Source organism: Paenibacillus sp. GM2FR (assembly GCF_002803325.1).
In the GTDB taxonomy this organism is placed as follows: Bacteria; Bacillota; Bacilli; order Paenibacillales; family Paenibacillaceae; genus Paenibacillus_AQ; species Paenibacillus_AQ lautus.
The window spans coordinates 1,206,461-1,224,394 of record NZ_MKZM01000008.1 but is presented as its reverse complement, the minus strand read 5'-3'; the positions used below and the strand labels follow the sequence as shown (position 1 = coordinate 1,224,394).

General features: G+C 48.2%; 20 protein-coding genes. 5 read left to right on the top strand and 15 right to left on the bottom strand.

The window, feature by feature from the left end; all coding sequences use genetic code 11:
- Positions 1-51 precede the first annotated feature (51 nt).
- Genes cobA through nirB form a run of 4 tightly spaced genes read right to left on the bottom strand, consistent with a single transcriptional unit; the run spans position 52 to position 4,495 of the window.
- A complete protein-coding gene (gene cobA, locus PAEVO_RS05845) occupies positions 52-807 on the bottom strand; it encodes a uroporphyrinogen-III C-methyltransferase (protein ID WP_243390640.1) in 756 nt (251 codons plus the stop codon).
- Between the two features lie 8 nt (positions 808-815).
- On the bottom strand, positions 816-1,691 hold the full coding sequence (locus PAEVO_RS05840) for a formate/nitrite transporter family protein (RefSeq protein ID WP_100536698.1): 876 nt from the start codon (positions 1,689-1,691) through the stop codon (positions 816-818).
- A gap of 37 nt (positions 1,692-1,728) precedes the next feature.
- On the bottom strand, positions 1,729-2,049 hold the full coding sequence (nirD, locus tag PAEVO_RS05835) for a nitrite reductase small subunit NirD (RefSeq protein WP_100536697.1): 321 nt from the start codon (positions 2,047-2,049) through the stop codon (positions 1,729-1,731).
- Positions 2,050-2,062: 13 nt separating this feature from the next.
- Complete coding sequence (gene nirB / locus PAEVO_RS05830) at positions 2,063-4,495, bottom strand: nitrite reductase large subunit NirB (protein WP_100536696.1); 2,433 nt, start codon at positions 4,493-4,495, stop codon at positions 2,063-2,065.
- 356 nt (positions 4,496-4,851) lie between these two features.
- Here nirB and PAEVO_RS05825 point away from each other — a divergent pair, with 356 nt between their 5' ends.
- Entirely contained in the window at positions 4,852-5,475 is a 624-nt protein-coding gene (locus PAEVO_RS05825) for an ANTAR domain-containing response regulator (RefSeq protein WP_100536695.1), read from the top strand.
- Positions 5,472-6,542 carry an anthranilate phosphoribosyltransferase gene (locus PAEVO_RS05820; protein WP_100536694.1) on the top strand — a complete coding sequence of 357 codons (1,071 nt, stop codon included), beginning with the start codon at positions 5,472-5,474 and terminating at the stop codon, positions 6,540-6,542. The genes PAEVO_RS05825 and PAEVO_RS05820 overlap by 4 nt, the downstream gene beginning before the upstream one ends.
- Positions 6,543-6,594: 52 nt before the next feature.
- Here the strand turns inward: PAEVO_RS05820 and PAEVO_RS34180 are convergent, their stop codons facing one another.
- The 4 genes from PAEVO_RS34180 to PAEVO_RS05805 form a co-directional block, all read right to left on the bottom strand.
- Positions 6,595-6,711, bottom strand: coding sequence for a YjcZ family sporulation protein (locus PAEVO_RS34180; protein ID WP_218033639.1), 117 nt, complete (start codon positions 6,709-6,711; stop codon positions 6,595-6,597).
- Between the two features lie 133 nt (positions 6,712-6,844).
- Positions 6,845-7,636, bottom strand: coding sequence for a hypothetical protein (locus tag PAEVO_RS05815; protein WP_100536693.1), 792 nt, complete (start codon positions 7,634-7,636; stop codon positions 6,845-6,847).
- A 117-nt stretch (positions 7,637-7,753) separates the two neighbouring features.
- On the bottom strand, positions 7,754-8,719 hold the full coding sequence (locus PAEVO_RS05810; protein ID WP_243390639.1) for a hypothetical protein: 966 nt from the start codon (positions 8,717-8,719) through the stop codon (positions 7,754-7,756).
- Positions 8,680-9,240, bottom strand: a complete 561-nt coding sequence (locus tag PAEVO_RS05805; RefSeq protein WP_243390638.1) for an RNA polymerase sigma factor — start codon at positions 9,238-9,240, stop codon at positions 8,680-8,682. Before PAEVO_RS05805 ends, PAEVO_RS05810 begins: the two co-directional genes overlap by 40 nt.
- Before the next feature lie 354 nt (positions 9,241-9,594).
- On the opposite strand from PAEVO_RS05805, the gene PAEVO_RS05800 reads away from it, so the two are divergent.
- The gene (locus PAEVO_RS05800; RefSeq protein WP_100536691.1) at positions 9,595-10,032 is read left to right on the top strand and encodes an SgcJ/EcaC family oxidoreductase; all 438 of its coding nucleotides are present in this window, start codon (positions 9,595-9,597) and stop codon (positions 10,030-10,032) included.
- Positions 10,033-10,131: 99 nt separating this feature from the next.
- On the opposite strand, the gene PAEVO_RS05795 is transcribed toward PAEVO_RS05800, so the two are convergent.
- The 4 genes from PAEVO_RS05795 to PAEVO_RS05780 all read right to left on the bottom strand — a co-directional run bounded on the left by PAEVO_RS05795 (position 10,132) and on the right by PAEVO_RS05780 (position 13,475).
- On the bottom strand, positions 10,132-10,668 hold the full coding sequence (locus tag PAEVO_RS05795) for a GNAT family N-acetyltransferase (RefSeq protein WP_100536690.1): 537 nt from the start codon (positions 10,666-10,668) through the stop codon (positions 10,132-10,134).
- A 15-nt stretch (positions 10,669-10,683) separates the two neighbouring features.
- Positions 10,684-11,667: a phosphotransferase gene (locus tag PAEVO_RS05790; protein ID WP_100536689.1), complete on the bottom strand. Its 984-nt coding sequence runs from the start codon at positions 11,665-11,667 to the stop codon at positions 10,684-10,686.
- A gap of 173 nt (positions 11,668-11,840) precedes the next feature.
- Positions 11,841-12,434, bottom strand: coding sequence for a DJ-1/PfpI family protein (locus PAEVO_RS05785; protein WP_100536688.1), 594 nt, complete (start codon positions 12,432-12,434; stop codon positions 11,841-11,843).
- 186 nt (positions 12,435-12,620) lie between these two features.
- Entirely contained in the window at positions 12,621-13,475 is an 855-nt protein-coding gene (locus PAEVO_RS05780; protein WP_100536687.1) for a manganese catalase family protein, read from the bottom strand.
- Positions 13,476-13,670: 195 nt separating this feature from the next.
- On the opposite strand from PAEVO_RS05780, the gene PAEVO_RS05775 reads away from it, so the two are divergent.
- A complete protein-coding gene (locus PAEVO_RS05775) occupies positions 13,671-14,177 on the top strand; it encodes a DUF3231 family protein (protein ID WP_100536686.1) in 507 nt (168 codons plus the stop codon).
- 90 nt (positions 14,178-14,267) lie between these two features.
- Here the strand turns inward: PAEVO_RS05775 and PAEVO_RS05770 are convergent, their stop codons facing one another.
- Together PAEVO_RS05770 and PAEVO_RS05765 are read right to left on the bottom strand one after the other, a co-directional pair.
- Positions 14,268-14,474, bottom strand: coding sequence for a hypothetical protein (locus tag PAEVO_RS05770; protein ID WP_243390637.1), 207 nt, complete (start codon positions 14,472-14,474; stop codon positions 14,268-14,270).
- A gap of 122 nt (positions 14,475-14,596) precedes the next feature.
- Entirely contained in the window at positions 14,597-15,580 is a 984-nt protein-coding gene (locus PAEVO_RS05765; RefSeq protein ID WP_100536685.1) for a DMT family transporter, read from the bottom strand.
- Positions 15,581-15,701: 121 nt separating this feature from the next.
- Between PAEVO_RS05765 and pdxR the strand changes: the two genes are divergently transcribed.
- On the top strand, positions 15,702-17,096 hold the full coding sequence (gene pdxR, locus PAEVO_RS05760) for a MocR-like pyridoxine biosynthesis transcription factor PdxR (protein WP_100536684.1): 1,395 nt from the start codon (positions 15,702-15,704) through the stop codon (positions 17,094-17,096).
- Positions 17,097-17,193: 97 nt separating this feature from the next.
- Here pdxR and PAEVO_RS05755 read toward each other — a convergent pair whose 3' ends face one another.
- Positions 17,194-17,853: an FMN-dependent NADH-azoreductase gene (locus PAEVO_RS05755; protein ID WP_100536683.1), complete on the bottom strand. Its 660-nt coding sequence runs from the start codon at positions 17,851-17,853 to the stop codon at positions 17,194-17,196.
- Positions 17,854-17,934: the final 81 nt, after the last annotated feature.

Below are 17,934 nucleotides of genomic sequence, written 5' to 3'. Positions count from 1 at the left end.
TAAACGATGTTCATGCTTCGTCATGCGATCGTCCTCACGCCTGCATAAGCTTTATCCTGTCCGTTCCTCCGCCTCCGCAGCCAGTTTCAGGAGCTGATCCCTCACTCGTACAACTTCGCCGATGATCAGAAGCGCCGGATTCTTCACGTTCATAAGATGGGCAATCTTGTGGATGGTTCCGAGCGTTCCCGTTATGGTTCGCTCCTCTGCCCTTGTCCCCTGTTCAACGATAGCAACGGGAGTTGACGACGGCTTGCCATGAGCGAGCATCTCCTTGCAGATGTCGTCCATTCTGCTGACGCCCATGTACACCACAAGTGTATCCACACTGTGAGCCAGCAAGTCCCACCTCACGCTTCGCTCGTTTCCATGGCAGCTCGTTCCGCTGACAAAAGCTACCGAAGTGCTGGCTCCACGGTGGGTCAGAGGTATCCCTGTGGAGGAGGCTGCTCCCAATGCCGAGGTAACGCCGGGCACGATCTCGAAGGGAATGCCTCGCGCAGCCAATTCGCACGCCTCTTCGCCACCTCGTCCGAAGATCAGCGGATCACCTCCCTTGAGTCTTACGACATCATGACCGGCAAGGGCATAAGTCACCATGTTCTCGTTAATTTTCTCCTGCGGAAGGGAATGGCTGCCGGGTGCCTTACCGCAGAATACGAGCAAAGCATCCTTTTTTGCGTAACTCAACAGCTCATCGTTCACCAGTCGATCGTACATAATGACGTCCGCTTCCTGAATACGCCGAAGGGCTTTCAGCGTAATCAGCTCCGGATCTCCCGGACCTGCGCCAACAATATACACCATGCCCGGCCTCATCGTCTTTTATCGACCGGAACTGCCGTCGCCTCCATAACCCTGAGTCCATGATGGGCCTTCGCAACCGGATTAACCTCGCTGCGCTTTCCGAATCCGAATTGGGATAAGTGCAACATCGCCCCGGTAAATACCGCTCCGCCAATAAAATTACCTATTAGTACGGGGATTTGGTTCCAGAGCCACCAATCGGCCACACTGACATCCGCCCCGAGCATCATGCCCGCCGGTATCACAAACATATTTACAACCGCATGCTCGAATCCTTGACCGAAAAAGATCAGGATGGGCAGCCACATCGCAGCGATTTTTCCTATCGTTGAGCTTGATGTAAACGCCATGACAACGCCTAACGCCACCATCCAGTTGCAGAGCATAGCCTTGATCACTACCAGCAGCATGCCGCTCACGCCCAGCGCCTTATAGCCGAGTGTCTTTGTCTCGCTCGTGTCGACAATCATCTGAATAAGCGGATGGCTCATATCCGTCCCCATCTTGGTCGCGGTAAGCGCATAGAGCCCCCCATAAATCAGACAGCCTATCAGATGTCCGAGAATAACCCATCCATAATTCGCAAGCATGGAGGCACTTGAAGCTTTCTTTTGCAGGACGGCTAATGGCAAGAGCGCAAAGCTTCCAGTTACCAACTCTAGGCCCAGCAGGACAATCATCACAAAGCCAACCGGAAACAGGACTGCGCCCACCATCGGGATATTCGTTTGGTTCGAAGCCGTAAAAGCTAGCGTGGTGGCGCACGCCAGGATGGCGCCTGACAGCATGCCGCGGGTGAGCATTTGCGAAGTCTTCAGCCGAGCTTTCGCGGCTCCGGCCTCGATCATGTCATACATGACCTGATTCGGTTTCACATAATCCATATCGTGCACCCCCTCTTATGGAATCCATCTTTCGCGTTTAAGCCGTACGATCCTGAAGGTATATCGCGCCGCTTACCGGATCAACTTCAACCTGATAGGTGTTTACGTTGCCCGTATCCGGCTCTTGAACCTGCCCGCTGCATAGGTCGATCTTCCAATCATGCAGAGGACAGTGCACCTGCTTCCCGCACACCATTCCCTCCGAAAGCTTGCCTCCTTTATGCGGGCACTTGTTCTCCACGGCCAGTATATCCCCATCCGATAAACGAAACAGCGCGATTTCCGTTCCGTCGATCTCAATGGTCCTTGAGCCCTTATGATCAATTTCGTTCACGTATCCTACATGAAGTTTCGTCATTTTTGGATTCCCCCTATTTCGTCACAGGTTCAGCATCAGGCAAAGGCACGAAGTTTTTACGAAGCCCGCTGTCCGACGTAATTTCCTTCCACGGATCCTTCTGCTTGCTTAAAGCCAGCTTTATTCTCGAGAAGAGCGCGACGCGGTCCTCCTTCTTCTCTAATGCTTTTTTCACATGGTCCAAGCCTACTCGTTCGATCCAAACCGATGTCCGCTCATTCCACTGCGCGTTTTCCCGATAGTATTGGATAAATGCCCCGGCCCATTCGAGCACCTCATCTTCCGTCTTCACGATGCATAATAACTCTGTTGCCCGAACATGAACGCCTCCATTGCCGCCGACGTGCAGTTCCCATCCGCCATCAATCGCTACGACTCCAAAATCCTTGATGGTCGCTTCTGCGCAGTTGCGGGGACATCCGGAAACCGCGAGTTTTACTTTGGCCGGTGTGCTCAGCCGCTCAAACTCTTTCTCCAAGCGAACACCCATGCCAATGGAATCCTGGGTGCCGAATCGGCAAAACGTGGACCCCACGCAAGTTTTAACGGTACGGAGGGCTTTACCGTAAGCATAACCGGAAGGCATATCCAGCTCCTCCCACATCTTCGGCAGATCCTCCTTCTTAACGCCAAGCAAGTCGATCCGTTGTCCGCCTGTAATCTTGACCATCGGGACATCGAATTTTTCCGCAATCTCTGCGATTTTCTTTAACTCCGAAGGTGACGTTACCCCGCCATATATTCTGGGAACAACGGAATAGGTGCCATCCTTCTGAATGTTGGCATGGTACCGCTCATTCGTGAAGCGGGATTCCTTCTCATCCACGTAGGATTCCGGAAACAGCATCCCCAGATAGTAGTTCAAGGATGGCCGGCATTTGGAACATCCCTCTGGATTGTCCCATCCCAGCACATTCATCACTTCTTTGACGGTTCCAAGTCCAAGACGGGTTATCTCGCTAATAATTTCATCCCGTCCTAGCGATGTACACCCGCATATCCCTTCTTTCACGGGCTCCCCTGCTGCATCTCCGGCGTATAACTGAACCAGTCCCTCAACGAGCGGTTTGCAGCCGCCGCAGGATCCCGATGCTTTTGTACAAGCTTTAACGGAAGCCACGGTGTTGCAATTTTTCGTAAGAATGGCATCTTTTATCGCTTCCTTCGATACGCCGTTACAGCCGCAAATGATCTCATCATCCGCCAGCTGAGCCAGCCGCTGTTCCGTCGATACGGTACCGGCATGACCCGTGAAGCCTAACAGAAGCTCCTTCTCTCGGCCCTTGATGGATTCGCCGCTTTTCATCAGCGAGAACAGCTTGGGTCCATCCCCTGTATCTCCGAACATAACGGCTCCGATGAGCCGGTCTTCGCGAATCACGATTTTTTTGTATACTCCTTCAACTTCATCTTGATATCGCATCGATCTTGTTCCTTCCGGTTCAGCAAAATGACCTGCAGAGAACACATCCACGCCGGATACCTTTAATTTCGTTGACGTTACGGATCCGGCGTACCCGCTCGTCTCCACACCCGCCAGATGCTTGGCTAGCACAGCCCCCTGTTCGTATAGCGGTGCCACAAGACCATAAGCGATTCCGCGATGCTCTGCGCATTCACCCACCGCATAGATGCCGGGAATATTCGTCTCCATATAGTCGTTAACAACGATTCCGCGCTTGACTTCAATCCCGGAGGATTGTGCCAAGGAAACGTTCGGCTTGATTCCGACGGCCATCACGATCAGATCGGTCTCGACACGGCTCCCATCCGTAAATTGGAGTGCCTTCACCCGCTTCCGCCCTGAGATGGACTCCGAATTTTTATTCAGCAGAAATTTCATTCCTTGGGTTTCAAGTTCACGCTGCAGCATTCTGGCCGCCGTTTCGTCCAATTGTCGTTCCATCAGATAGGGGTTAAGGTGAACCACGGATACATCCATGCCCAAATGCAGAAGCCCTCTAGCAGCCTCCAGACCCAGCAGACCCCCGCCGATAACCACCGCTTTCTTGTATTGCTTCGATGTCTTCACCATCGTTTCACAATCCTTGATATCCCGGAATGCGATAACGCCTTCCTTGTCGGCACCAGGCAAAGGCAGCATAAATGGATTGGAACCGGTGGCTATAATCAATACATCATAGTCAGCAGCAGCTCCTTGATCGGAAAAGACTTGACGATTCTGGGTGTCGATCCGTGTCACCGTATGACCCGCATATAACTGGATCCGATTCTCCTTATACCAATCCCAATCATTAATGATGATTTCCTTCATATCGGTGCCTCCTGCGAGGACAGATGACAGCATAATCCGGTTGTAGTTCGGATGAGGCTCCGATCCGAATATCGTAATCTCATAAGCATCCGGCGCAAGCTTGATCAAATGCTCGATTGCCCGTACCCCTGCCATACCATTCCCGATCATTACTAATTTCTTTTTTGTCATGGTTTGCGCTCCCCTCCGTCTAACACCTTAGAATATACTTGTTCATTCATCAAAAGCCTTAAAAACCAAAATAGCCTGCATTCGCTCCAGTAGAGTAGGCACACTCTTACCGGGAACGAAAGCAGGCTTCTTTGCCGCTAATGGGATACACCGTTGTATCCGGGAGATATAAAGTTTCTTGAGGGAAATATACACCACATCCGATCTGTCTGTCAACATATTTGACATGAAACAGAGAATTTTAATTAAATATCGACATCACCCTGTGATATATGTTATATAATTTAACATAATAACTGCTTTGTGCTAACTGCTTAACCCTGAGAGGATATCATTTATGAAAGGAGCGTCAATCCATGCGTTCATTGCTGGTTATCCACCATCCGGTCCCTGCTTCAGAGCGAAGCGACACAGATGCCAGGGCGCTTCTTCCGGAGTTTATCCTTCGTTCATACGGCTACAAGGTCCACCTAGCCCGCAGTGAGAAGCAAGCGCTGGCCGGCATCATGGAAGCAGACGGAACGGTTCTCCACCTCCCGGTTGCCGCAATTAAATCGTGGTCCCGCACGCTCGAACAACAAAAGCGCGTTCCCGTTCTGTGGTGGTGCAGCGATCATGCCGCTTCGCAATCTCTCGAAGCATGTGAAGATGATGTTATAATTGATGGACTTTTATTCCCCACCATGAAGGAGCATGAGCTGCATTGGACACTGCATTTTAGTTCCAAGCATTTTTACGAACGAGAGCAGTGGCATAATGAAAGAACGCAGCTTCTTGCCCGCATTGAAGAGCGAAAATGGATTGATATGGCCAAAGGCATTCTGTGCAAGATGAAAAATATTTCGGAATCCGAAGCATACGATGTCCTGCGCAAACAGGCGATGAATGAAAGAAAAAGAATGGTGGATGTCGCAACCTCGATCGTCAAGTTGTATCAATTGCTTCAGGAGACCGGCTCAGGAGGTGCAAAAAAATCATGATCCACTTATTAAAAGAAGTCGGCCGCGGCAAACGGGGTGCACGGGACCTGACTTACGAGGAAGCGCTGCAGGCTGCAGAATCGATTCTCGGATTGCAGGCAACCCCTGCACAGATCGGTGCCTTTTTCATTGCGGAACGCATCAAAATGGAAAGCGTGGAAGAATTGGAGGCATTCGTGAAGGTCGGCCGTGAATATGCAGACCGTTCATTTGTACATGAGGGTATAGATTGCGCAGGACCTTATGATGGCAGAAAGTCCTCCTTTTTCTCTACGTTAGCCACCTCGTTTGTGCTGGCAGCCGCCGATCTGCCTGTCACTCTGCATGGGACCGCATCACTGCCCCCGAAGTGGGGGATCACATTGTCGGATATACTTGCGGCCAAGGGGATAATCGGACCGTTACTGGCAAAAGCATCATGCGTCCGCGCTGCCCAGCAATCGGGCGTATTATATGTACATGCTGAAGAGTGGTGCCCCCCGCTTAAGAATCTTCGCCCGATCCGGGAGGAGCTGGGTATGCGGACCGTGCTTAATACGGCCGAAAAGTTTGTGGATTACTCTCATTCCCCTTTCTTAACCTTCGGTGTATACCATAATACGGTCTTTGACCGTTTAAGCCGACTGATCATGAAACTCGGTTATCGGAAAGCGATCATCATTCAAGGCAGTGAAGGCTCGGATGAACTATTCATTCACCGGCCCACGCGGACTTACCGAGTTGAGAAGGGTGAAGCCAGCCTCCAGATCATCGACCCGGAAGCGTACGGACTCGATACGCCTGTTCCAGACATAAGCTGGACCCCCTCCGAACAAGCTGACGTTACCGAGCAGGTTCTGCAGGGTACGGGGGACATCGCTTTTATCTACCAGGTTCTGCTAAATGGAGCCGTTCGCTTACAGTTGGCGGATAAGGTCAGCTCCGTCGAGGAAGGGATCTATACTTGCAAGGCTCTGCTGGACTCGGGTAAACCGTGGGAGTTATATGACAAGTGGCTGTCCTTGCTGTTAGAACCCATCCCGAATGACGGTTGGACTTCACCCATCGTCAGACATGTTTCGCATTGAACAGAAGAAACCCGCACCGGGCAAGCGGTGCGGGTTTCTTTTACATTACCTATTAAACTCCAAATCCAAATCCGAACGCAGAAACGATGATGACCAAGAGAATAAAGAGAACCAGTACTGCTCCAACGGATCCATATCCTCCGCCACCGTATCCAGCAACTTCACCCATTGTTCCAACCTCCTTTACTTTTCCGAACACAACATCCTATGCTCGTAATATCAAAGAGCGTAGACTCTTGAGGAAAAAATAAAAACAGACAGGAATTGGGTCAACATGAATCTGGATCTTTTAAGAAGAAGCCTTATTTCGCAATCATTTTCTTGGCATAGTTCAGCACATCCGATTTGGCGCTCTCCGCCCAAATGCTGTACCGAATCTGCTGCTCTTCATCCACCCAATCCAGGTGATCCCTTCCCTTGGAGTCGGTTGTGTAGATGCATTCCACTCCGTTAATGACGATGGTTTCCTTTTTCTCGTTCGGTTTCTTCTGCGGCACTGGCGTTCCGCCCATTGGCTGTTCAGGTACAATATAACTCGCAACGACCTGAAGCTTTACTTTTCCCTTATCAAAATTCAGGATGGCTGCGGATGCTTCATTCGACTTCATGATGTCGGAGTACACGAACTTCTCCCCGCTTGCGGCCTTCGCTCTCAATTCCTTGTCCAGCTTCTCGTATAGGCTCGACGTTCTTTCAGGACTCTTTAAGTATATAATCGCGTTCTGGAATGAATAACTCTTCGGCAAGTCAGAAGGTTTGGTTAGCGTTGGAGCGTTCAATGCCTTCGCCTTCGCCACATAGTCCGCATACTTGGTATTAACAAAACCCATGGACGTAAAGTAAATTTCATCTAGCCGGTTATATTCCTGGTCCGCAACATAATACGCAACCATCTGCCCTGCTTTAAGTTTGTTACTTAACTCCTTGATACGATCATCAAACGAAACGGATGTCTTCTCCGGTTTGGCAGTAGAAACCGCTACCTTCGCCTGTGGAACAGACGTGCTTGCATTGCTTGCTGCGTAAACATTCGCGGATCCGACCATCATCGTTGCTGCGAGAAATAAAGCGACCTTCATCTTGTTTTTCATCATGGTAAAATTCGTACTCCTTTCGGCGGTAAGGCCTTTTAAGTTAATTTATAAATACATCACATATAACACCTTACCGACAACAAAAGGGACATTTTGTAAAAAATGAAGGGAAACCGTTTATTCCGATATAAGACCGGCTGCAATCTTCGCAAACTCATCCTTGGACAGTGGATCCTTTGGATCATCTGTAATCACATACAGAATCTCTTCACTGTCGCTAAGCCAAGTCAAGCTGCGAGTTTCAGTAGTCGAATTGGCGGACAGTATCATTTCTTTCCCGTTCACCGTCAGTTTTACGGCTTCGTTTGTGAGCACCCCAGCTTTTGAGCCTTTCTTTCGGGCAAAAGCCAGAATCGTGATCCGATTTTCGCCTTTACGATATTCCATTCCCGTAGAAGCAATCTCGAACCAAGGAACAATCTTGTAGAACAGTCCCTGTTCTTCATCCGACTTTCCAGCCTGCTCTTTGAGTTCATTCAGAAGACTTTCATACTCCGGTGTTCCCCATACAGGTTCATTTCTAATTTGAATCCTTCCAAAATCAAATCGATACCCTTCGGGAACATAATCAGGTTCTCGAAGTAAGGGCGCACTCTTCTCTTCGATTTCTTTTGCGAGTTCTTGATAATTCGGATGCTTTGTCGCCATATAAAAATAGTTCAGTGGATATTTTTTAGTGGATGAAGTTAGATGCTGGTCCTTGATATAATATACCGCCTGTTCACCCGGCTTTAACCTCTTGCTCAGCTCTTCTTCCGTCTCTTTTCTCCGTTTAGCGTTATATTCCGATTCGGAATATTTCCATGGCTTCATGGTAGACAGAATGACTTCGCCTTCCTTGTTCTTGATCTGAATCAAGTATTGGTTTGCATAAACGCTAATTGACGAAAGAATTAGAATCGCAGTAAGCATCGCAATAATCAAGGTTTTCTTACGATTGCCGTCATTTCTCCCGTGTTTCATCCGGTGAATTTGACGCACCTTTTGCATGATGGCGGGGGTCACATCCAACTCTTCTTCCACGGAGTGCAATTCCATGCTTCTCAGAATTCGATCTTGCTCCGGCTGTCCCGAATCTCGCATAACCCCGTCCCCTCCTTCTCCTGGATCAGCTTGATGACTTTCTGTTTCATCCGAGCATACTTTTTCTTCACTGCACTAAGATTCTTATCCAGAATCTGTGCGATCTCCGTGAACGGTTTATCTTCGAACACCCGCAGCACGAGCAGATTCCGCTCCTCCACCGAGAGCTTCGTCATGGCATATTCCAGTGGTTCGCTGAACCACCGGCGCTCCAGCGACTGTTCCACGCTATCAGCATGCCCTGTCGATCGAATGAGTCGGCTCACTCGCATGCGAACTTGTCGCTTGCGAAGCAAATTAAGACAATGATGATAGGCAATCTTGTATAACCATGATGAGAACGAAACCTTCGCTTCATAGGTATGAAGCTTGGTGAATGCTTTAATGAAGACATCCTGGACGGCATCCTGCGCGTCCTGCTTGCAGCCGAGCATCCGGCAGCAATATATGTAGATTTGTTTTTTGTACGTTTCGACGATAGGCTCGAAACCATCCACCTCACCGGCCTTAACGCGCCTCACGCACTCCTCTATCGAATCCAATTCGAAGACGCACCTCCGCGTAAATCTTATTTACGTATGTATAACACCTCTTCTTCCAATAAAGGGACTCTATATTAAAAATAAAAAAACAACCCATACCTTAAGTATGAATTGTTTTGTTGTAATGTCGATCTTTTCTTTTATCAGTAACGAGATCTTCGAACGTCTTGATTATCCCACGTCTCGCTTATATACCTGAGGGCATATACTCCTGCCATAAAATATATTTTTAATTATATTTCTTACCATCTAAAATGAAATTACAGATATCAATGGATAGGATGAAGAGGTCTCGGCCCATAATGCAGTACAAATAACAGGAGGTTATATGCAATGTCCAACATACATGAAATTCACAAGGGACTAGAGGAGCAGGAAGGTCGCATCATTAGACAAACGATTGCCGAAATGGAAGCTGCATTTAATAAACATGATGCCGATGCCTTGGATCGTCACTTTAGTCAAGACTCCACTTGGGTCAATGTCATAGGGGAGATGCTCTCAGGCTGGGAGCAAATAAATAACGCACATCAAGTTGTTTTAAAGGGGCCGCTTCTTCATGCATACGCAAAGTATTTCATTGAGAAACTTGTATTCTTGCGCCAGGATGTGGCCATCGCGCATATACGTCAGTATCCGGCTACATCGAAGGGGGAACTCATCGAAGACGGACAAGGAAGTCTGGCCATCTATGTGATGGTCAAGAACCAAGACACATGGCTCCTGGCTGCTGGTCAGAATACTTTAATCCAAGCGCACCGTAAAGGATGATCACATTAAGATGGAGTCTATCATCCAAGCAGCTTACACATCATTCCCATGGTAAAACCCAGGTTCTCGATCAATAGAATCGGGGACCAGGGCCATCATCTATGCCCGCGATGATTCAAACTGAAAGATCAACTTCTCACTGTCGTCCCTCGCAGCAACAAATTCCTGCACGCGTGAGTCCGAAACATAGTTGTTCATCGTCTTTCTCCAGAATGCTTGCACCCGCTTATTGCGATCCGTGGCATTCGTCTGGACTTCCCAGCTGCCGGCATGCTTGTTGAACACTTGTGATGCAGCATTCTCCGCAACATGTTTGCCTCGGAAGGGTTTCATAACAAAAAACTCATTCATGTAAAATTCACTGCCAAAAGTGTACGGCGGGGTTGCTACCAGAGCAAATCCTGCCGGGATGCCATCCACCCGAATCAGGTAAGGAAACAAAATCGAGGGCTTCTCCCACCATATATCAAAAACTTGGATCTGGTCATTCAAGGTTTTTGTGTCATCATCCTCATAGACGCCATATCGATTCGGCTTCCATCCCCATATCCCTGATAAATCATGCAGATACAGCGGATATATATTATTAATGATAAATTTGGTGGAAGTATCGCTTAACTCCACGGTAACTTTCATATGTTTTCCTCCGTCCTAGACATAATCCAATCTCTTGAAATCCTGCATTTTGCTATCTATAAAACCTTCATTGAAGTCGGCAATCCCCACAAACTCCGAATCTTGAAAACATAGACCTAAGAGCCATAGCTGCCGAATGGCAACAAAAACTGGGACCGCAGCAAGATCATTTTCGCTGAAAGATCTGACACTACAATACCCTCTCAGAAAGGCGTCCCATAATCTTTCCACTTCCTCCGGGTCATGTCCGCTGTGTATTTCTCTGGCAAGCCTAAACTCCGCAACATCGTAAGCTCTCCAGCCGTAACCGCAAAAATCAAAATCATAATGGGTCAGCTTTCCGTCCTCTGTAAATGCAGCATTCGTATTGCCATGCAAATCTCCGTGGCACACGCCCCAATCTAAACCACGAACCTTGAGTTCCGAGGTTCGTTTCTTTAGTTCCTTTGCCATTTCACTTAGGTAGTTATAATCCGCCAACCGATGCTCCATATAGGGTCTGATAATGGATAAAGGCTTATCTATTAGAAACTCCATATCCAGCTGCTCCCTTGTATGACGACTTTCAAAATGATCCATCGCCTTATGCATGTGGCCGATGGATTCACCGAATCGGTAACTGTCGACTGCGGCGTGAATCGGTCTCTCGTGCCCTTCCGCATATTGAAATAGGACCCCGTATCGAATTCCCTCCATAACGTTAAACCCTCTAAGGTATGCTCCGTCTTTTCCCGGAATCGGCTCTGAAACGATGATCCCCTTCGCACTGAGAAACCGGAGCAACTCCAATTCAAACTCGATGTCAGACCCGCTTCTTCGATCAGCCCTGTAGATACGGAAGATATACTTATCAACATCCGTTTCTACTTCGTACGTATCGTTCATGCCCCGCAAAAAATACTGAATTTTTACAACGGAACCGATCTCATAATTGTGTTGAATATGTAACCCTACCGCTTGTTTAGACAAAAGCGAGTAAGTGACAGGAAATAAACGCAACCCCAATCCCTCCTTGCACTCAAGGGTATCATCCTCGACAAACTCTTACATATAGGCTGTATGATTATAATTATTTTTTATATAAACCGCGGTACGTTGTAATTACAAAAAAAAAGCAATAAGCTCTGTCTTCTTTAAGACAGGCTTACTGCTTAAAATCAATTAGTCTTCAATCATGATTTGCTTGTAAATCCCATAAGCTCTTTCACATGCAGGGTATTTTCCAAAGATGTCAGCTTTTCCAGCAAAGTGAAAGCCACATCAAAAGCCGTTGCCGGGTTACATGAAGTGATCAGATTCCCATCAACAACGATCTGTTGTTCCATGACATGGGCACCGAATTCTCGCAGCTGTGATTTTCTGATGCTGGTTGGGTGATCATAAGTCGTGGCTTTTCGTCCCTCCAGCACGCCGGCTTTGCCAAGCGTAAGGGCTGCAACGCAAATCGTAGCAATCCATTTGCCCTGCGCATGAAACTCCTGAATGATCTTGGAGAACCTGGAGTCGTATGCATCGTTATAAAAGCCAGCTTCCTCGAACCCGCCGGGAATCGCCAGCGCATCATAATCGTCCACATTAACCGAGTCCAGCGTGATCTCAGGAATAACGGTAAAGTTCCACGTGCACTTCAACCGGTCATGCAGTCCCGCGGACACAACCTGGGTTGTCCCATCCCCCTCCAGCTTGTTCCAACCCAGAACATCGGTAAACACACTCGCCTCCACAGCTTCAAATCCATCCGCCAACAGTAAAAGCACTTTCTTCATAAGCCATCCTCCCCCGTCCTTGTCACTCTATTATCATATGAAAAGACATCCCGATCTTTTGGATTGTGTACTATGATAACTACACTTATCTCTAAATTCAACTGAAAAACAAATGAATAACAAAAAGAAGCAGCCCGATGACTGCCTCTTTTTGTTCAATAACCTGCATATCGGAACGGATATGAATTAATGATTTAAATCATATAACCCAGGTGCGTGCTCGTTCGCCAGCTCAGGCATTACAGGTAACGGAAACCCTTCCGGAGGTTGAACCACTTGCAGCTCCCCACCATTTCTGCTTGGTGTTTGACCGCTAAAAATCTCGCCGATTCGCGTATCATCCAGCCTGAAGTTGAACTGTGCGTTATGGAAGCCCATATCTACGTATTTTTGGCATTCCGGATATTTATGGATGTCGTAATTCGGAACAGGGAATATTTTACCCCATTCAACGCCTAGCGTCTCCAGTGCTTTGGCAAACGCATTTTGATGCGCATTATCCCGCACAATCAGGAAAGCCAACGTCTCACGGAACGTTTTGTTTGTGCTCATCTCATAGATTCGCGTTTTTTGAAGTACTCCCGTTGATTCCAGAACAACGTTATCGAGCAAGTTACTAACCAAATTACCGTGATCATAGACGTAATTTCCCTGCCATGGGTTTCCTGCCGCATCAACAGGTAAAGAACTTTGGGCTCCCATGATAAAGTGATGCGGATTCGCAAGCTTGATCGCTTCATCGAGCGGGGCCTCGTCCATACCGGAATTACCGGCGCCTTCAGCGCCAGCGCCGGTAAGCAGCTGATTGATTGTATGTTGAACCAACTCGACATGGCTTATCTCTTCCAAGAAAACGCCACGGATCAGGTCGCGATATGGAATGGCATTCCCACGGAAATTGTTGCTCTGGAAGAAGAATTGCATCATCGTCCGCATTTCGCCGAATCGGCCGCCTAACGTTTCCTGCAGCACCTTTGCAGCTGCTGGATCAGGTTGATCCGGAACGATCAGATTGATCAGATCCTCTTTATAAAAATACATGTAATATCCTCCCGCTTCCTCAATATAGTCACGAATCCAGTTTGCGTTTACATCCCATTTTCCATGCACTGCATCCGTCACAATAATTTCTTGGAAATTTGCTAGGTGCCTATTCTGCTTATTTCGAAAGAATTAAACAACTATCTCTTGCACATAATGACTCTGTTTGAATAAATCTTAAAGGAGCGAATAAGATTGGGAATTTTAAGCGGTAATCCTAAAAATGAGCCCATGCATTATGGGGAAATATTTAGCGTATGGTCAGCATCCATGTTGGCAAAAGGTATGGTATCCTGCTACGAGGCTTATTTGAATCATGCAGGCGATAAAGATCTCAAAAAAATTCTGAATGATCTGCTGGATCAATCCAAGCTTGAGATTAAAGAATGTGATGAATTGCTTACCGACAACGGAATCGCCCCTGCACCGGGACTTCCCGAAAGACCCCCGGTTAAACTCGAGGATATTCCGGCTGGCGCAAGATTCACGGATCCGGAAATAGCAGCCAAAATCGCAGCTGATACATCACTCGGATTGGTATCATGCAGTCAAACCATGGGACAATCCATCCGGGAAGATATCGGCGCGTTATTCGCTAAATATCATCTCACCAAGACGGCGCTGGGTGTGCGTATCCTTCAGATGAATAAGGAAAAAGGCTGGCTCATTCCGCCGCCGCTTCAACTCAAGAGACCTGAATGAGTATAGTGTAATCAATCAAAAAAAACACTCTGATCTGATGTGGCTCAGAGTGTTTTTTTTGATTTAATCATGTATTCGCACATTGAGCTTCTACTCGCTAAGCCTGCTGCTTCTTAACAGGCTGATGATCTCGAAGGAGCCAAATGTGGAAGAAATATTCAAAGATTCCAGATAAGAAGCAACGCCTATCCCCAGTGCAGCAATCACAGCTGATGCAAACGTGGCATTCGAAAGCCCGACAATGATGGCCGTAATCATGGCGCCATGGAGCAAAAGCTTAACCAGTAACTTCTCCATCCTGATCACTCCTATTATTGGTGTAACAACATCTGCTTGTATAATTTATAACCCCATTTTATCCTTTCAAGCTTTTCCTTTTCTATCTGTCCTTGGATGCTGCTTCTTTTTTTGTTTTTAACTCATTCCCTGACCCCGCCGATGATTCCAGGTTCCGACGGGAGTTGTTGGGGCAACGGGTTGATTGCAACCTGTTGCCTACCAATGAGGAACATGCCTAGGATGACCAAGATGCCGCCGCACCATTGCTCCCATCCTACGGATTCTTTTAATACGATGACCGATAACAACAAAGCCGTGAAAGGCATCATGCCGGAAAAAGCAGCAGCTGTTGATACATGGCAGCGCTTGATGCCGGCATACCACAGCATGAAGGCCACGGCCGTCACGATCGGTCCATACCAAACCAGCGCAAGCCATTCCTGCAATCCTATTGCTGCCAGTGAAGCCACCGGATCCTCGAACCATGCGGGGATCAAGCATAGCAACAAGGCGATCACCGAGACCAGCGTCGTCTGGACCATAGGATGAATGGCTTTGTTTGGTGAAGCCGTTCGCTGCATCGAACCGATGCGGGAAAGCAGATTAAAGCCGGATTCACTCCATGCAGCGCAGAGCACAAGCAGGTTACCGTACAGATGTTGTGCCTCGAATGCATGGCCCGGCGTGAGTACCCCTTGTATGATCATAATGCCTACCACCGTGGTAACAATGCCTACCAGCTTATTGCCGTTCACCGATTCTCTCAGGAGCCCAAATGCCAGCATGACGGTAAAGGCGGGTGTAGCGCCTGTTAGAATTCCTGCTTCTGCCGTGCTGGTATGAAGAAGTCCTTGCAGCAGCAGCATCCGAAACAGAAACATCCCGAGTAACGCCTGAAAGAATAGACCCCCCCAGTCTCGGAATGTTAACTGTCGAACCGTCCTCACCAGCTCCTTCCTACATAGAGGAAGCAGACATAGCAGAGCCAATACCAAGCTGGCGGCTGTTATCGTAAATGTCCCTAATTTCCCGTTCAAAAACCACGCCGTGATGACAGAAGTCCCTGCAAGCGTGAAAGCCCCGCATAAATAAAGCATCCCTTTCCATCGTTCCAAAAAAATCACATCCCCCAGTTATTACAGATCGACAGCGACTGAATCTATGCTACAATCATAGGGAAAATACTGGTATGGTTACAGATCCAGTTAAGCGCAAATTTATGCAGACCAGTTGGAGGATGCTCTCATGTTGGGAATAAGACTGCACCGTAGCAGCGAAGTATCGCTTAAACGACAAATTTATACAGCCATAAGGGAGAGGATTGTTCAAGGAATCCTGCAGCCAGGAGAAGGCCTGCCCTCATCCCGTCAGTTGGCGAGAGAACTCATGGTATCTCGTAATACGGTCAATGAAGCGTTTGACATGTTGAGCGTCGAAGGCTACGTTATAAGCCGACAAGGGGCACCTACACGGGTCGCTAAAGGCATTGCACTGGATATCCTGGCTAACCTTGAACCGCCGCCGCGGAAAGAAGCTCCTCCTGATTTCGCAGCAGATTTCCGCACGGGACAGCCTGAACTCCGGCTATTTCCACGGTACGCATGGCAGCAGATTTCAATGAAAACCCTTGGCGACATGAGCTCTGCTCTGCTAGGTTATACGGGTCCTCAGGGGTTGCCTGCACTTCGAGAAGAAATCTCATTGTGGCTTTATCGTTGCAAAGGCCTTACGGTATGCAGCCAGGATATATTCATAACGGCAGGTGCAACACATGCGCTGAATATCCTTGCCGACTTACTCTTTCAGGAAAATCAGGAAATTTGGTTTGAAGATCCCTGCAACATCGAGATGCTGCAGACGTTCATCAACAAAGGATATCGAATCCATCATGTTCCCGTAGATGAACACGGGATTCAGACCGATCACTTGACCGACAAGTTTGGATGTCCCGTTTATGTTACACCCTCTCACCAATTTCCGCTTGGAGGCATTCTGCCGGCGGATCGGCGTGCTGCGCTCATCCGCTACGCCAGAAAAAACGGCAGCTATATCATCGAGGACGATTATGACAGCGAGTTCCGATATAGCGGAGATTCGGTCGCACCTTTATATGCCATGGATCCCGATAGGGTCATTTATGTCGGCACGTTCAGCAAAGTTCTGTTCCCGGCGCTTCGGATCGGGTATGCGATTGTGCCCCGTAAGCTTCAACAGCGCTGGGGGCATTTGCGTACCCATACGGATGTGCAGAATCCTCCTTTTGAGCAAGCTGCCTTAGCCGAGTTTTTGCGCACCCGGAAATTTGACAGGCATATCGGGAAAATGCGAAAGATCTACGGCGAACGGAGGCAGGTCCTGTTATCTTCGCTACATGAGTTTTTCGGAGATACATGGCGTTCCTGGGGCGATGCAGCCGGTCTGCATCTGGCTGTAGAATTTCCCGGGGCGATCTTTGACGAGGCTTTCAGGCAGAGGACCCGGCAGGATGGGATACGCATCACGCCACTGGACTATCATGGTATTCAAAAAGGGATCCATGCAAACAAGTTATTGTTCGGCTACGGTCACCTGGAGGCAGGCGAAATCCGCGACGGAATATCCCTGCTGCATGCTTATTTGAAGGATCAAGGCTGCTTATAACATCTTCAAGATTTCTTTATGCTTCCATCCAAACAGTGAAGGCTGCCATCAGGCAGCCTTTTTTATGCTTCGTCACCGTACTCCATACATCGCATTCCTATTTAATCTTTATCGCAGCCTCCGTGCTCGCCAGCCGTTTCGCAGCTTCTTCGGCTTCCAGAAAGGCCTGTTCCAGAACTTGGTTCCGATCCAGAATCGCATTTCCCTGTGCCCGAATGATCTGATAATCCATTACTCCCATAAAGTTAAACATGGACTTAAGGTATTTATGCGAGTACTCCACCTCGGCGTACCAGTCATGATTTGTGTAAATGGCGTCACTTGCCTGAATGACCAGCAGACTGCGGCCATCGGTTAGCAAACCTTCCGAGCCGTTCTTCGTATATCGGAATGTCTCACGCGCAATGAGGATATTATCGATATAATCTTTAAGCTTGGACGGAACGTTGAAATTGTGCATCGGCAATACGATGACATACTTCCGTGCCGCCTTAAATTGCTGCAGAATGGCGGACATGCGGTCCGATATCTGCTGCTCCTCTTCGTTAAGCGGCTCCCCTCTACCCTGTTTGTTCCAAAGCTCTAAAACCATATGGTCTATGGCAGGTATAGAATCACGGTATAAATCGATTTGTTCTATAGCACCTGCCGGGTTGCATTTCGTGTACGCCTCCAAAAAATGCTGAAGCACCCGCAAGCTGACCGAAGTCGCTGACTCCACCCTCGGATGTGCGTTGATAATGAGTATGTTCTCCATCTTATATCTCTCCTTTTTCGACTATTTCATAATGTAGACAAACAAGGCGGTCCAAGTGTGACATCAATTCTGATTTTATGC